A 14,203-nucleotide genomic window follows, 5' to 3' on the forward strand; every position below is an offset into this window, starting at 1 on the left:
CGGCCGCGGTCGGCGGACCGGTGGCGGTTACGTGTTCGCCGCGGTTGCCCGCGTCAGCAGCAGGACCGCGTCGACAAGGTCACCCGCGGGGTCGCCCGTGGCCAGGTGGCGGAGCTGGAGGCCCATCACCAGGGCGACGGTGGCGGCTGCCAGACGTTCCGCGTCCGGGACCCCGAGGGCGGTGAGGATCTGGGCGGCGACACGGTCGTAGGCGGTGAAGGCCTCACCGGCCGCCTGGCGCAGTCTCTCGTCGCGCCCGGCGTGGAGATAGAGCTCGAACGGGGCGAGGTGGGCGCTGTCGAGCGAGGTGCCGCACCCCACCTGGCCCGCCAGAGACGCGGCGTCGTCGATGTCGACGCCCTCGGTCTGGCACCGGTCGGCCAGTTCGGTGAAGTGCCGTGCCTCTCCGCGCACGAAGTGCAACAGGCTCTCCCGCAGCAGCTCGTGCTGGGTCGCGAAGTGGTAGGTGACCGAGCCGAGCGAGACCCCCGCCACCGTGGCGATCCGCCGGTTGGTGACCGCCGCGACGCCGCCCTCGCCGATGATCCGCAGGACAGCCGTGATGATGCGCTCGCGCGTCGGGGCGGAGGCCTGGGAGGAGACGGAACGGTTCGGCATGAACCTGATTGTTCCATCACTACGGTCTGCCGGTCCCGGATGTCCCCCAGGGGCGGAGCAGCGGCCTGGCGAGTACTCAAGTACGCCCCAACGCACAGCGATTGACGCGTCCCTCGGTGGACGGAGCCGTCTACTCTCTCTATTGTTCGTTCGAACGAACAAGACGGGAGACCAGTCGTGCGCATTGCCGGGGCAACTGTTCTGCTGACCGGAGTCACCGGTGGCATAGGAGGCGCGCTCGCCGCGGAACTGTCCGCCCGCGGGGCGAACCTCGTCCTCACCGGCCGGCGAGGCGACGCGCTGGCGCCCCTGGCCGACCGCTACGGCGCCCGGACGATCCTGGCGGATCTCGCCGACGCCGACGATGTGTCGCGCCTGGCCGAGGAGGCGGCCGGAACGGACATCCTCGTCGCCAACGCCGCCCTGCCGTCCAGTGGTGACGTGCTCGACTACACGCCGGAGCAGATGGACCGTGCGCTCGCGGTGAACCTGCGCGCACCCGCGATGCTCGCGCGACTGCTCGCCCCGGGGATGGTGGACGCGGGGCGCGGACACATCTGCTTCGTCGGTTCGCTTTCGGGGCTGGCGGCCACCAAGTCGGCGTCCCTCTACACCGCGACGAAGTTCGGGCTGCGCGGCTTCTCGCTGGCCTTCCGCCAGGACCTGCACGGCACCGGGGTGGGCGTATCGATCGTCCAGCCGGGTTTCGTACGTGACCTCGGGATGTTCGCCGCCACGGGCTCGGCGACGCCCGGCGGGGTGCGAACCGTGTCGCCGGACCAGGTGGTCAAGGGCGTGACGCGCGCGATCGAGCGCGATGTCGCCGAGATCAACGTGGCACCCCTCGAACTGAAGTTCCTGACCAGGATCGCCTCGCAGTTCCCCGGGTTCGCCGAGCGGGTGCAGCGGATGGCGGGAGCGGAGAAGACCGTGGACGGGATCGTGGCGGCCCAACGCCCGCGCCGCTGACGGGTGTTCGTCAGCGGTGGCGGCGGTGCCTCCGCTCACCCCGTCGCGCACGGGCGAGAGGTGACGGCGCACCGCCGTGCCGGCTCGGCGCTCTCGCCGCTGTGGTTCTCACGGCGCCGCGTGTTCCCCAAGGTGAACGGCACCGGCTGCAGCGCTGCCGAAGCGGCCGTCAGGCGCCGCTTTCCCGGACGGGAATGACGATCTCGTCGACGAGCCAGCGGGCGGCCTTGGGAGGGTAGGGGCGGGGGAGCGCGAGGACGACGTGCTGGATGCCGGCGCCCGCGAGGGCGTGGACGTGGGCGCGGGTGCCGGCGGGGTCGGCGTAGTCGACGATGATCTGCGCGGAGCGGGTGATCTCCGTGGGGTCGCGTCCGATCGCGGCGCAGTGCGCGTCCAGGACGCGGGAGCGTGCGGCGATCCAGTCGGTGGTGTTGTGCGGCGGGCCGGGGACGTTCCAGATGTCGGCATGCTCGGCGACGATGCGCAGCGTGCGGTCGCCCCACCCGCCGAGCAGCAGCGGCGGTCCTCCGGGCCGGACGGGGCCCGGCCGGTTCCGTGTGCCGCGCAGGGTGGTGAAGGGCCCGGCGTGGTCGAAGACCGCCTCGTTCCACATGCGGCGCAGGATGGTGATCGTCTCGGTCAGGCGGGCCAGGCCCTCGCCGGGGCTGGGGAGCGGGAAGCCGTAGGCGGCGTACTCGGCGACGGCCGGGTTGGGTCCTTCGGGCTGCCGGGTGCCGCCGACGCCCAGGCCCATGATCAGGCGCCCTCGGGAGATCACGTCCACCGTGGTGGCGATCTTTCCGAGGTGGGCGGGCGCGCGCAGCCTGTTGCTGGTGACGAGCAGGCCGAGGCGGAGACGGGTGGTGCGAGCGGCGAGCGCGGCCAGCAGGGTCCAGCCCTCCAGGGCGGCGCCGTCGGGCGGTCCGGCCAGCGGCATCAGGTGGTCCCACAGCCACGCGTCGCCGATCTCGGGCAACTCGTCGGCTTCCTCCCAGGTGCGGAGGATCTCGCCGTAGGTCAGATGCATGGGCGTCGTCTTGATGCCGAAGCGGAGAGTACGGCGTGATGCGTCGGTAGGCATGACCATCAACCTACCGAATCATCAGCATGGCTGACTATCAGTTGGCGGGTACGATGCGAAAATGATCGAAAGCGGTGACGACATCGCGGCCCGGGAGGTCCTCGGCACGCGGCTGGGCTACTTGCTCAAGCACGCGCAGATGCGGCTGGCGGAGTACGCCGGGCCCGCGCTGGCCCGGTTCGGGCTCGACGCCCGCGAGCTGGCGGTGCTCGCGGTGCTCGCGGCAGACCGGCCGCTGTCGCAGCTGGAGGCCGCGCGTCGGCTGGGCGTGGACCGTACGACCATGGTCGCGTTGGTCGACGCACTCGAGGGCAAGGGCCTGGTGGAGCGGCGGCGCAGCGAGGAGGACCGCCGCCGCAACGTCGTCGAGCTGACCGAGTACGGCACACAGGTGCGGGCTGACGCGGAGGTCGCGCGCGAGGCCGCGGAACGCGCGTTCCTCGCACCGCTCGACGAGAAGGAAACGGCCGGCCTGATGAAGGCACTGCGCGTACTGGCGACGGAAGCCCGCGCCGAGGCACCGCCCCACCCTTAGGGGCCGCCCCGAGGTCAGCCGCCCTGACCGGCGTTTCCGACCGGGCCGACCTTCACCGGGGAGCCGGAGCCGTCCGTGACGGGCAGCGTGCCTGCGCCCGGCCAGGGGAGGGTGACCGTCTTCGTCTCGTTCGGCGGGGTCACCAGCAGCGCCGTGACACGGACACCGGAGCCGCCCGACCTGTTGACCGGGTAGTTGATGCCGAAGGCCACCGACTGCCCGCTTTTGAGGACGATCGAAGTGGCCCGCTCACCATTGCGCTGCGCGGACAGAGCCCCCGCGTTGGTCTTCAGGTCGACGCCCGCGTACCCGGACATCGCGCAGGCCTGGCCGCCGCCGTTCTTCATCTGCACCGTGACGGTGCCGTCGGGGTCGCCGGCGATGGTGTTGTCCGCCGCCGTGATCTTCAGGTCGTCGGTGTGGCACCTGTCGACCTTGCCGTTCTTGCTTCCGCTCTCAGTGGAGCCGGTCCCGGCTGCCGTGCCCTGCCCGCCGGAGCTCTTCCCGGTGGCTGTGCCCTGCCCGCCGCCCGTGGCCGACGAGTCGGACGGGGTGGCCGCCTTGCCGGACGGGGTGACCGCGTTGCCGGCCGGAGTGGCGGACGAAGAGCTCTGCGCGGCGCCCGAGTCCGCGTCCTGGCACGCCGTCATCAGCATGGCGCCGCCGACAAGGACTGCGGAGAGGAGAAATACCTTGCGACGGTTGCCGGACATGAAAGCCCCCTTGGTGTTGGTATCCAGTGGTCGAAGCCGAAGCCGAAGCCGAAGCCGAAGCCGAAGCCGAAGCCGAAGCCGAAGCCGAAGCCGAAGCCGAAGCCGAAGCCGAAGCCGAAGCCGAAGCGGATTCGGCTCCCCGGTGCTTGCTCAATCACTATGAGGGGGCTGTGAGCCGCGGCGATGCCGACGTGGTCGTTCCACGACAACGCTGTCGCAGACCGGTGACACGGTCACGAGGTGAGCCGCTGCTTCTGACCGTCTCCCGCTCGCCACGTTCGGCATGATTGCGACCATGCGTAGAAGGGTGGGCGAGGGGTTCCGCCGACTGTGGCGGCGGGGCGGGCGTGAACGTGATGAGCCGGTGCTCACCGAGGTCGAGGCCGAGATCACCGCTTCCGGTGAGGCTTTGAAGGGTGGTCGGATCATCCGAGGCCCTGACCCGACTCCCGGCCCTGCCGCCCGGCACCACGGTCGTCGCCCTGATCAACGACGGCGGGGAGAAGTACCTGGACACCGTGTTCGACGACGACTGGATGGAGGCCCACGGCCTCCTCGATCCCGACGCGGAACTGGCGATCGGCGCCCTCCTCGCAAAGCTCCGCAGGAACCGGTGAACCGGTGAACCGATCGGGCACGGCAGCATCGACGCTCTCGCCGAGGCCGGTACCACCTGTTCGGTGGACAAGGGATTCCAGGGCGCGGGGGCACGGTTCGACGAGGCGGCCATAGGGTGGCCTTATGTTCGATCGGCTGGAGATCGCGGTGCTGCCGAGGGGAGCACGTTTTCCCGCCCAGTTGCGCTTCTGGGTCAACGGCGAGGACGTGGTGGAGCAGGCGGTGGGCCCCGGGGGACGTGGGCCGCTCGCCGCGGAAGCGCTGCCCGCCGGGCTCCCCGGCCCGCTGAGGGCGACGTCCGAGCCGCGCCGGGTGCGGTTGGGTGAGCCGGAATGCACCGGGGGGTGCTGCGGCTTCCTCTCCGTGGTCGTGAGGCGCACGGGGAACGTCGTCCAGTGGTCGGACTGGCAGATTCCCCACCTGGCGGACCGGCCACCGGAATTCGACTTCGACGCGAGCGAGTACGACGCGGAGATCGCCCGTGCGGAGACGGATTACACGCCACGCCCGTTGAGTTTCTGACTGATGATCAGGCCGTCCAGTGTGGAGTCTTCAAAGCGGCCCCGTTCAAGGCCTGCGGTCGTGAAAAGTGCGGCGCAGGTCGTTCACCCAGGCGTCGGGGTTCTCCCAGGGGATGAAGTGACCGCCGTGGTCATGGGCGTTGACGTTGACGTGGTTGAACCAGTCGCCCTGCGGGCCGGCCCTGAACGCCTGGACGCGCTCGGTGGTGGTGTGGATGCCGGGCGGGTTCTCGTATGTGACGAAGGTGAGGCCGACCGGGGCCTGCACGACCGGGGTGCGGTCGTGGGCGGGGGTCCAGGGGTAGCGGTTGGCGTTGGCGTAGTAACGCATCGACGTGGCGATGGAGTTGTTCACCCAGTAGATCGTGGCGTGGGTGAGCAGGTCGTCCTTCGTGAAGACGGATTCGACGTTGCCGCCGTTGTCGCTCCAGGCGTTCCAGCGCTCCAGCAGCCAGGCGAGCAGTCCGGCGGGTGAGTCGCTCAGCCCGTGGGCCAGCGTGGCGCCGTCGAGCATGTGCACGGCGAGGTGGCACGCCGAGCGGTGGTCCAGCTCGACGATCCGGGCGCGGACGTCGGCGGGCTGGCCGTCGGTGAGGGGCCGATTCCGGGCGAAGTCCCAGGCCCGGGGACCGGAGAAGAAGTCGAGCGGCAGCCCGGAGCCGATGTGGATGCCGTACAGCTCGTCGGCGTACTTGTGGCCGAGCTGGCTGGAGACGATCCCGCCGATGTCGCAGCCCCCGGCGGCGTATTTCTCGTATCCCAGGGTCTCGGTCATCAGGGTGTGCCAGAGGTCGGCGACCTTCCAGAAGTTGACGTCCGGAAAGCCGGTGAGCGGGCCGGGGAAACCGAAGCCGGGCAGCGACGGCACGATGACGTCGAAGGCGTCGGCGGGGTCACCGCCGAACGCGGCCGGGTCGGCGAGCAGGTCGATCACCTTCGACCAGTGCCAGAACGTCCACGGCCAGCCGTGGGTGAGGATCAACGGGATCGGGCGGGGGCCGCGGCCGGGCTTGCGCATGAAGTGCACCGGGACACCGGCGACGCTCACCTGGTAGTGCTCGTGGACGTTGATGGCGGCCTCGGCCTTGCGCCAGTCGTAGTCGTCCCGCCAGTAGGCGACCAGCTCACGGAGATAGCTGTCGGGGACGCCGTAGGACCAGTCGCCGTTCCCCTCGTCCAGCGGCGGGCGGGTCGATGTGAGGCGGGCGCGCAGGTCGTCGAGGACTTCGTCGGGCACATGGATCGGAACGGGCTTCAAGGGAAAGGCGTGCGGGGTGCTCATCGCGTGGCTCCTCACTGGGGTGTGTCACCGGCCTGCTGGGCCGCGAGCCGTGGCGGCCTTCCGTCAGGATTCTCCGGCCGCCGGCCTGTCGGCAAACGATCGAACGACGACAGGCGCAGCGAGTGTGTCCGGCGAGCCAGGGCAATCCACTGCGAAGGTGCGCCTTCGATCCCCCCCGATCACCGGCCACGCCCCTCCGCCCCCGGAATCAGCCGCAACGCGTGCAACGCCGCGCCCAGATCGGCGAGATGGGCGGGCTCGGTGAGTGAGCGGCCGGTCAGTTTCTCTATCCGCCGGAGCCGGTAGCGCACGGTGTTGGGGTGGATGAACAGCCGGGCCGCCGTTTCGCCGGCGGCACCGCCGGCCGAGAACCAGTGCCCCAGCGTCTGAAGGAGCCGTGCCCGCTCGGGGACGGGGAGATGAAGGACGGGACCCAGGACGACCTCGACCAGGCGGGCCGCCTCCGCCGGGGCGGCCGCGACCAGCATGGAGAGGGGGCTGTCGTCGAAGTGGGCGACGCCGGGGCCGTCACCGGGCAGCCCCGTGAGCGCCAGCCGGGCGAAGCGCAGCGCCTGCGGGGTGTCGCGCAGCGAGTCGAAGCGAGGGCTGACCCCCACGCGCGCGGGCCGGTGCCGCAGCGCCCGGTGGCTCACCGCCTCGGCGTCGGGATGGGCCAGTGCCAGCAGCCCGATCTGCTCGTCGGGCAGCAGCCGCCAGGCGGACGGCACACCGGACCGGCGCAGGGCCGCCTCGATGCCGGGCAGCGGCTCGCCGCCCGGATCCGGTACGGAGGCGGCGACGACGGCATAGGGTCCCCGCTCCGGAAGGCCGAGTTGGCGCGCCGTCTCCCACAGGGTCGTCCGCTCCGCGAGGGCGCCCGTGAACAGTGCCTCGACCAACGCCGAACGCCGTGCCTCGCGTTGGAGCGCGAGGTCGGCACTGGTCTCGCGGTAGGCCGCCGCGACAGCCTCCGCGTAGCGGCCGAACTGCGTCCAGATCTCCGACGACCCGGCGACCAGGTGGGAGTCCGTCACCTCCGGGTGCCGCTGGGCCTCGTCGACGAGCCGCGCCCAGAGGTACTCGAAGCCGATCCGGTAGGCGTGCAGGGTGTCCGCGAGGGGCACCCCCTGCTCGGCCCGCAGCCTGCCGGTCCGCTCCGCCGGCCGCACGTCGGGTTCCGCGTCGAGCGCGAAACGCCCCAGCAACTGGTCGGCGTTGGCCGTGCAGGACTCCCGCAGCGACGCGAAGGGGATCAGCGACTCGTCGGCGTACGACTCGACCTCGTCGCGGATGCGCAGCGCCATCCGCTCACCCAGTTCCGGCAGCCGCGCCCGCAGTGCCCCGCTCACGTCAGACAGACTCATCCCCGCAGCGTACGACGTGCTCTTTGTTCCTCGGAACAAACCCCGGCGCCGTGAGCTGTCCGTCAGCCCATGGACGTCGACAGGCGCGCCAGCCACCATGCCGTGAGCGTCGGCGGCGGGAGCCCGGCGCTCACGCATGTGAGGAGGCACCATGGCCAATCTGGCGGAGTTCCTGGCGGAGACGGCGGTCAAACGGCCCGAGGGCGCGGCGCTGCGGCTGGGTACGGTGACCATCACCTACGCCGAGCTGGACCGGCTGAGCGCCCAGGCCGCGGCCCTGCTGCGCACCGAGGGCCTGCGCGGCGGCGACAGGGTCGCGCTGATGCTGCCGAACGTGCCCGAGTTCGTCGTCCTGTACTACGGCATCCTGCGCGCCGGCGGCATCGTCGTACCGATGAACCCGCTGCTCAAGGAGCGGGAGGTCGAGTACCACCTGCGGGACTCCGGCGCGGCGCTGCTCTTCGAGTGGCACCAGGCACCGGGGGAGGGCGCGCAGGGCGCGGCGGCGGCCGGGGTGCGGCACATCGCGATCGAGCCCACCGCCTTCGCCGCCGAGCTGGGCCGGCTGGAGCCGCACCACCCCGTCGCCCCCGTCTCCGGTGACGACATCGCCGTACTGCTCTACACCTCGGGCACCACCGGCCGCCCCAAGGGCGCCTCGCTGACCCACGCGGGACTTCGTCACAACACCGAGGTCAACGTCGTCCACGTGCAGCGGGTGACGTCCGAGGACGTCATCGTGGGCTGTCTGCCGCTGTTCCACATCTTCGGGCAGGTCTGCACGATGAGCGTCGCGGTGTACAGCGGCGCCACGCTCGTCCTCGTGCCCCGGTTCGACCCGCAGGCCGTCCTCGACGCCATCGCCCGTGACCGCGCGACGGTCTTCGAGGGCGTCCCCACCATGTACGCGGCCCTGCTCCAGCACCCGGGCGCCGACGACGCCGACGTGTCCACGCTGCGCATGTGCGTCTCGGGCGGCGCGTCCCTGCCGGTGGAGGTCCTGCACGGCTTCGAGCGGCGCTTCGGCTGCATGGTGCTGGAGGGCTTCGGCATGTCCGAGACCAGCCCGGTCGTCTCCTTCAACCACCCCGACCGGCCGCGCAAGCCCGGCTCCATCGGGACGCCCATCCGGGACGTCGAGGTACGGCTCCTCGACGACGCCGGCCAGGACGTGGCCCCCGGCGAGGTCGGCGAGCTCGCCGTGCGCGGTCCGAACGTGATGAAGGGGTACTGGAACCGCCCCGAGGAGACCGCCGCCGCCGTCCCCGACGGCTGGCTGCGCTCCGGCGACCTGGCCCGCCGGGACGAGGACGGCTACCTGTACATCGTCGACCGCAAGAAGGACCTCATCATCCGCGGCGGCTACAACGTCTACCCGCGCGAGATCGAGGAGGTCCTGCACGAGCACCCCGCCGTCGCCCTCGCGGCGGTCGTCGGCGTGCCCGACGAACGGCTCGGCGAGGAGGTGGCGGCCGCGGTCGTCCTGCGCCCGGGAGCCGAGGCCGGCCCCGAAGAGCTCCGGGAGTACGTACGGGAGCGGGTGGCGGCGTACAAGTACCCGCGTCTGGTCTGGCTGGTGGACGCGCTGCCCATAGGCCCGAGCGGGAAGATCCTGAAGCGGGAGATCTCGGCCCCGGCGAGCTGAGGGCGAGCCGAGGGCGGGCTGATCGCGAAGCGTGGGTGAGCTTATCGCGACGCGTGGGCGAGCTGAACGCGAGGCGTGGGTGAGCCGAGGGCGAGCCGGGACAGTCGTCCCGGGCGCCGTCGCGCTCACCCCACCTTCGCCAACTCGTCCGCCAGAGGCCCCAGTACCTGCGGGGTGTACGGCAACGGGAGCTGTACGACGGCGAGTTCCGCACCCTCGGCGGCGAACTCGGCCGCCTCCGCCGCCGTCCGCGCCGGGTCACCGGTGAACCGGACCTGCGCGGAGAGCCGGATCTCCGCAGGGTCACGCCCGACGCGCGCGCAGTGCGCGTGCAGCACCTCGCGTGCCCTGCGGAACTGCTGGGGCGTCCCGGTGTCGAAGTTCCAGTGCTGGGCGAACCTGGCGACGGTCCGCAGTGTGCGCTTCTCCCCGCTGCCCCCGATGCAGAGCGACGGGCGGGGCCGCTGCACCGGCTTCGGTTCGCAGCGCGCGCCGGTCAGTTCGTAGTACGTGCCCTTGAACGTGGTCACGGGGTCGGGGCCGAGCAGCGAGGTCAGCACCTCGCACGCCTCCTCGAAGCGGTCGCTGCGCTCGCGTGGCGTGCCCAGCGCGATGCCGTACGCGCGGGACTCCTCCTGGTTCCAGCCGGCCCCGATACCGAGCTCCAGGCGGCCGCCCGAGATGACGTCCAGCGTGGCCGCCATGTTGGCGAGGACCGCCGGATGCCGGTGGTGGATGCCCGTGACCAGCGTGCCCAGACGCAGCCGCCGAGTCGCCTGCGCGAGTGCCGCGAGCGTGACCCAGCCCTCCAGCCGAGGGGTCGCCGGATCCGTTCCGTGCATGGCCTGGAAGTGGTCGGAGGTCCATCCGGACTCGAAGACGTCCATGTCGTCCGCCGCGCGCCACACATCCAGCATCGCGTCCCAAGTCGTGCCCTGCGGTGAGGTCTTGAACGCGAAGCGCATCGGGCCACGGTACGGCAGCGGTGGTGAACCGCGCGGATAAAACAACAATTATCGACACGTCCAAAACTTTGAACAAGCCCGAAGCGACAGATCTTGACAGGACCAACCAGGATCCGTACGTTCCGCAACGGTCCCGCCGAGATCCGAACTCGGCTGTCACGTAAGCCCGTTGAAGCACGTCCCGTCCTTCGAGGAGCAGACGATGCGCGGAAAGAGATCTGCCGTACCCCCACCCACCGCGGGCGGCGCGCCCCGCGAACGGCGGCACCCCCACAGACTCCTGGCGTCCCTCCTGGGCGTTCTGACGCTCCTCCTGGGAGCCCTGGTCGGCCTGGCCGCCCCGTCCGAGGCCGCAGGCTCGCTGCCCTGCGACATCTACGGCGGCGCGGGCACCCCGTGCGTCGCCGCGCACAGCACCGTGCGCGCCCTGTTCTCCGCCTACAACGGCCCCCTCTACCAGGTCACCCGCACCTCCGACGGCGCGAAGGCCGACATCGGGCTGCTCGCCGCGGGCGGATACGCCGACGCCCAGCGCCAGGACACCTTCTGCGGCGGCACGACCTGCCGGATCACCAAGGTCTACGACCAGACGACCCGGCACAACGACCTCACCCCCGGACCGGCCGGAACCGCGGGCATGGGCGCCGACCGCGGGGCCGACGCCGGCGAGATCGCGGTCACCGCGGGCGGCCACAAGGTCTACGGCATCTGGATCTCGCCCGGCGTCGGCTACCGCTACACGGGCGTGGCCTCGGGCGTCGCGGTGAACGGCCAGGCCGAGGGCGCCTACATGGTGGCCAGCGGCACCCACGTCGGCTCCGCCTGCTGCTTCGACTACGGCAACGCGGAAAGCACCCCCGCCGACACCGGCAACGGCCACATGGACGCCGTCAGCATCGCGACCACCTGCTACTTCGCGCCGTGCACCGGTTCGGGGCCCTGGATCGAGGCCGACCTGGAGAACGGCATGTTCCAGGGCGACAACGGCTCCAACACCGCCAACCGCGGCAACAACAGCACCTACGTCACGGCCATGCTGAAGAACAACGGCCAGACCAGGTACGCCCTCAAGGGCGGCAACTCCCAGACGGGAGCGCTCACCACCTGGTGGGACGGCGGCCTGCCCACGCGCGGCGGCTACCAGCCCATGCACCAGGAGGGCGGCATCATCCTCGGCACGGGCGGCGACAACAGCAACTGGAACATGGGCACGTTCTTCGAGGGCGTGATGGTCTCCGGCTATCCCACCGACGCTGCCGAGAACGCGGTGCAGGCGAACATCGTCTCCGTCGGCTACTCCGGCCAGACCAACGTCCCAGGCGGCCCCCAGGGAACGGTCACCGGACCGGGCGGCAAGTGCGTCGACGTCGCGGCCGACGACACCGGCGTCAACAGCGCGGCCGTACAGCTGTGGGACTGCCAGACCTACGCCGAGGACCAGCACTGGACCCACAACCCCGACGGTTCCCTCGGCACCCTCTCCCGCTGCCTCGACATCAACGGCAACGGCACGGCGAACGGCACGCAGGTCGAGTTGTGGGACTGCAACGGTGTGGGCGGGCAGAAGTGGGTTCAGCAGGCGGACGGTTCGCTGCTGAACCCGCAGTCGGGCCGCTGCCTGGACTCCCCGAGCGGCGCCACGGCCAACGGCACCCGGCTGCAGATCTACGACTGCAACGGCTCCGCGGCCCAGAAGTTCTCGGTCAACGCCGGCGCACCCGTTGCCTCACCCGGCGGCAAGTGCGTCGACGTGGCCGCCGACGACAGCGGCGTCAACGGCACCGCCGTACAGCTCTGGGACTGCCAGACCTGGGCGGTCGACCAGCACTGGTTCCAGCGGACCGACAACGCCCTGAGCACGCTCGGCCGTTGCCTGGACATCAACGGCAACGGCACGGCGAACGGCACGCAGGTCGAGTTGTGGGACTGCAACGGTGTGGGCGGGCAGAAGTGGGTTCAGCAGGCGGACGGTTCGCTGCTGAACCCGCAGTCGGGCCGCTGCCTCGACGCACCCAGCGGGGCCACCGCCAACGGCACCCGGCTGCAGATCTACGACTGCAACGGCTCCGCGTCCCAGAAGTTCAAGCTGGGCTGACGGCCGTACGGGCTGCCGGACCCGCGAGGCGACGCGACATCATCTCCGCATCACCTCCGCCTCGCGGGCTCGTCGCCCGTGCCGTTCCGGCCGAACCGCCCGGTGAGACGCTTCAGCCACCCGGTGCGCGGCTGGTTCTCCCGCTCGATGAAGAGGCGGGCCGTCTCCAGGGGGTCGTGAGTGGTCGCGTCCGGACCGTACCGCTCCCAGTAGCGGGCCACCCGCCGCCGCAGACCGGCGAGGTCGGTCGCGTCCGTCCTCTCCAGAAGGACGAGTCCCCTCCAGGCGTCCGGGGCGGTCAGCGCCAGCACCCGGCCGTCGGGGGAGTAGGCCGCCGGGTACTCCCCCTCCGCCACGTCGATCGCCTCCAGGTAGTTGACGGCATCCGCGAAGGAGGTGAAGACCGAGAGGTCGTCCTCCCGGCCGAAGACGAGCACGGTGTCGGGAGGCAGCTCCATGTTCATGCCGGTCACTGTGGCAGGGGTGTTTGTCGTGGCGCCAGCGAAATGATCGACGGAACGGGCGCGGCCCGGCGATGTCAGTGCCCCCGCATAGGCTGGAGGCGTCGTACCGGGCTTCTGCCGTTCGTCGTCCGTCGTCCCTCGTCCGTCGTCTGTGGCTGGAAGAAACCGTGACCCTCACCGCCCGTCTCGTCACCACCGTCACCGCGCCGCTGGGCCCGGCGTCGGCAGATGCTCCGCAGGTGTTCCGCCGGTCCGGCGGCGGGATCCTCGTACAGCGGGGGGACACCGAGGTGGTGGCGCTCGACATGGACGCGCCGTACGACGGCCGAGCCTCCGAGGTCCGGTTCCCGGCGCCCTGGCCACGCCGGTTCGGAACGGTGACGGTCTCGCCGGAGCGCGATGCGGCGGTGTTCGCCGGCGTGCACGCGGTGCGTTCGGTGGAGGTGAGCGGTGCGACGCGGTGGGAGGTGCGACATGGCTGCTGGGACGGCGGTTGTTTCCTCGCACACCGGTCGTTCGACGAATACGCGCACGACGAGGACCACTCCCGCGCCGACAGCGGTTCGGTCGCTGTCAGCGCGGACGGCAGGCAAGTCTGGGCCCACGTCCGCGAACCGTTGGACGGTGACCCGGACACGTCCTCGGACAGCGGTACGGACCCGGAGGACGACCAGGAGCTGTGGATGGTCCTGGACGCCGCGGACGGCAGGGTCCTCGGCCGGGTGAACACCCTGACCGTGGCCTCCGACTCCGTGCACACCCCACACCCCGACCCCGCGCGGATGGGGCTGAGTGTCGGCGAGGGCGAGGAAGGGTCGCCCGTGCTGTGGGGACACTGGGACGGACAGCGACTGAGCGTCGAGCAGTTGGGGATCGAGCGGATCCTCCTGGCGGTGAGCCCGTCTGGCCGGTACCTCCTGACCGTACCGGTCGGGCAGCACTCCCTCTTCCTCCACCGGACGGAGGACGGCTCGAAGGCCCTGCGGGAACTGGATGCCACGGACACCGTGCCGGCTCACCCGGACGGCACCGGTGGGGGCGGCGTGTACTGGGACCAGGAGGCGGCCTTCGTGGACGAGGGCACCCTTGTCGCCGGAACCTCCGAGTACGACGGCCGGTACGGTGCGGCTCGCCACTGGCTCGTCGACGTGCCGGGGTTGACCCTGCGCGGCGAGATCTCCTATCCCGTCCCGGTCTCGGGCCCCGCGCGCCCTGCGGGGGACGGCACCTGGTACACGGTCTCCGCGGACGGGACGTCGGTGCACCTCTGGGAGTTGGACGAGGGCCGGGCGAAGGCGTAGCCAGCGTAGCCGGCGTGGCTTGCGTGTCCGTA

General features: G+C 71.1%; 15 protein-coding genes. 8 read left to right on the forward strand and 7 right to left on the reverse strand.

Annotated elements, in window-relative coordinates; translation table 11 throughout:
* Positions 1-27 precede the first annotated feature (27 nt).
* Positions 28-618 (reverse strand): TetR/AcrR family transcriptional regulator, encoded by a 591-nt coding sequence (locus OIB37_RS34325; protein WP_330461503.1) that lies wholly within the window; start codon positions 616-618, stop codon positions 28-30.
* A 177-nt stretch (positions 619-795) separates the two neighbouring features.
* On the opposite strand from OIB37_RS34325, the gene OIB37_RS34330 reads away from it, so the two are divergent.
* Positions 796-1,587 carry an SDR family NAD(P)-dependent oxidoreductase gene (locus OIB37_RS34330; protein ID WP_330461504.1) on the forward strand — a complete coding sequence of 264 codons (792 nt, stop codon included), beginning with the start codon at positions 796-798 and terminating at the stop codon, positions 1,585-1,587.
* Positions 1,588-1,756: 169 nt separating this feature from the next.
* On the opposite strand, the gene OIB37_RS34335 is transcribed toward OIB37_RS34330, so the two are convergent.
* A complete protein-coding gene (locus OIB37_RS34335; protein WP_330461505.1) occupies positions 1,757-2,668 on the reverse strand; it encodes an LLM class flavin-dependent oxidoreductase in 912 nt (303 codons plus the stop codon).
* A 61-nt stretch (positions 2,669-2,729) separates the two neighbouring features.
* On the opposite strand from OIB37_RS34335, the gene OIB37_RS34340 reads away from it, so the two are divergent.
* The gene (locus OIB37_RS34340) at positions 2,730-3,203 is read left to right on the forward strand and encodes a MarR family winged helix-turn-helix transcriptional regulator (RefSeq protein ID WP_330461506.1); all 474 of its coding nucleotides are present in this window, start codon (positions 2,730-2,732) and stop codon (positions 3,201-3,203) included.
* Between the two features lie 14 nt (positions 3,204-3,217).
* Here OIB37_RS34340 and OIB37_RS34345 read toward each other — a convergent pair whose 3' ends face one another.
* A complete protein-coding gene (locus OIB37_RS34345) occupies positions 3,218-3,916 on the reverse strand; it encodes a DUF4232 domain-containing protein (RefSeq protein ID WP_330461507.1) in 699 nt (232 codons plus the stop codon).
* Positions 3,917-3,942: 26 nt separating this feature from the next.
* On the opposite strand from OIB37_RS34345, the gene OIB37_RS34350 reads away from it, so the two are divergent.
* The 3 genes from OIB37_RS34350 (at position 3,943) to OIB37_RS34360 (ending at position 5,056) form a co-directional block, all read left to right on the forward strand.
* Complete coding sequence (locus OIB37_RS34350; protein WP_330461508.1) at positions 3,943-4,203, forward strand: hypothetical protein; 261 nt, start codon at positions 3,943-3,945, stop codon at positions 4,201-4,203.
* 129 nt (positions 4,204-4,332) lie between these two features.
* On the forward strand, positions 4,333-4,533 hold the full coding sequence (locus tag OIB37_RS34355; RefSeq protein WP_443058240.1) for a hypothetical protein: 201 nt from the start codon (positions 4,333-4,335) through the stop codon (positions 4,531-4,533).
* Between the two features lie 124 nt (positions 4,534-4,657).
* Entirely contained in the window at positions 4,658-5,056 is a 399-nt protein-coding gene (locus OIB37_RS34360) for a hypothetical protein (RefSeq protein ID WP_330461509.1), read from the forward strand.
* A 45-nt stretch (positions 5,057-5,101) separates the two neighbouring features.
* Here the strand turns inward: OIB37_RS34360 and OIB37_RS34365 are convergent, their stop codons facing one another.
* Together OIB37_RS34365 and OIB37_RS34370 are read right to left on the reverse strand one after the other, a co-directional pair.
* On the reverse strand, positions 5,102-6,337 hold the full coding sequence (locus tag OIB37_RS34365) for an epoxide hydrolase family protein (RefSeq protein ID WP_330461510.1): 1,236 nt from the start codon (positions 6,335-6,337) through the stop codon (positions 5,102-5,104).
* Between the two features lie 179 nt (positions 6,338-6,516).
* The gene (locus tag OIB37_RS34370) at positions 6,517-7,701 is read right to left on the reverse strand and encodes a PucR family transcriptional regulator (RefSeq protein ID WP_330461511.1); all 1,185 of its coding nucleotides are present in this window, start codon (positions 7,699-7,701) and stop codon (positions 6,517-6,519) included.
* A gap of 151 nt (positions 7,702-7,852) precedes the next feature.
* Here OIB37_RS34370 and OIB37_RS34375 point away from each other — a divergent pair, with 151 nt between their 5' ends.
* Entirely contained in the window at positions 7,853-9,346 is a 1,494-nt protein-coding gene (locus OIB37_RS34375; RefSeq protein WP_330461512.1) for a long-chain-fatty-acid--CoA ligase, read from the forward strand.
* Positions 9,347-9,471: 125 nt separating this feature from the next.
* Here OIB37_RS34375 and OIB37_RS34380 read toward each other — a convergent pair whose 3' ends face one another.
* On the reverse strand, positions 9,472-10,311 hold the full coding sequence (locus tag OIB37_RS34380) for an LLM class F420-dependent oxidoreductase (RefSeq protein WP_330461513.1): 840 nt from the start codon (positions 10,309-10,311) through the stop codon (positions 9,472-9,474).
* 202 nt (positions 10,312-10,513) lie between these two features.
* Between OIB37_RS34380 and OIB37_RS34385 the strand changes: the two genes are divergently transcribed.
* Positions 10,514-12,406, forward strand: a complete 1,893-nt coding sequence (locus OIB37_RS34385; protein ID WP_330461514.1) for an arabinofuranosidase catalytic domain-containing protein — start codon at positions 10,514-10,516, stop codon at positions 12,404-12,406.
* A gap of 50 nt (positions 12,407-12,456) precedes the next feature.
* Here the strand turns inward: OIB37_RS34385 and OIB37_RS34390 are convergent, their stop codons facing one another.
* On the reverse strand, positions 12,457-12,870 hold the full coding sequence (locus tag OIB37_RS34390; RefSeq protein ID WP_330461515.1) for a hypothetical protein: 414 nt from the start codon (positions 12,868-12,870) through the stop codon (positions 12,457-12,459).
* A gap of 167 nt (positions 12,871-13,037) precedes the next feature.
* On the opposite strand from OIB37_RS34390, the gene OIB37_RS34395 reads away from it, so the two are divergent.
* Complete coding sequence (locus tag OIB37_RS34395; RefSeq protein WP_330461516.1) at positions 13,038-14,171, forward strand: hypothetical protein; 1,134 nt, start codon at positions 13,038-13,040, stop codon at positions 14,169-14,171.
* Positions 14,172-14,203 lie beyond the last annotated feature (32 nt).

Origin of the sequence: Streptomyces sp. NBC_00820 (genome assembly GCF_036347055.1) — a bacterium.
Taxonomy (GTDB): Bacteria; Actinomycetota; Actinomycetes; order Streptomycetales; family Streptomycetaceae; genus Streptomyces.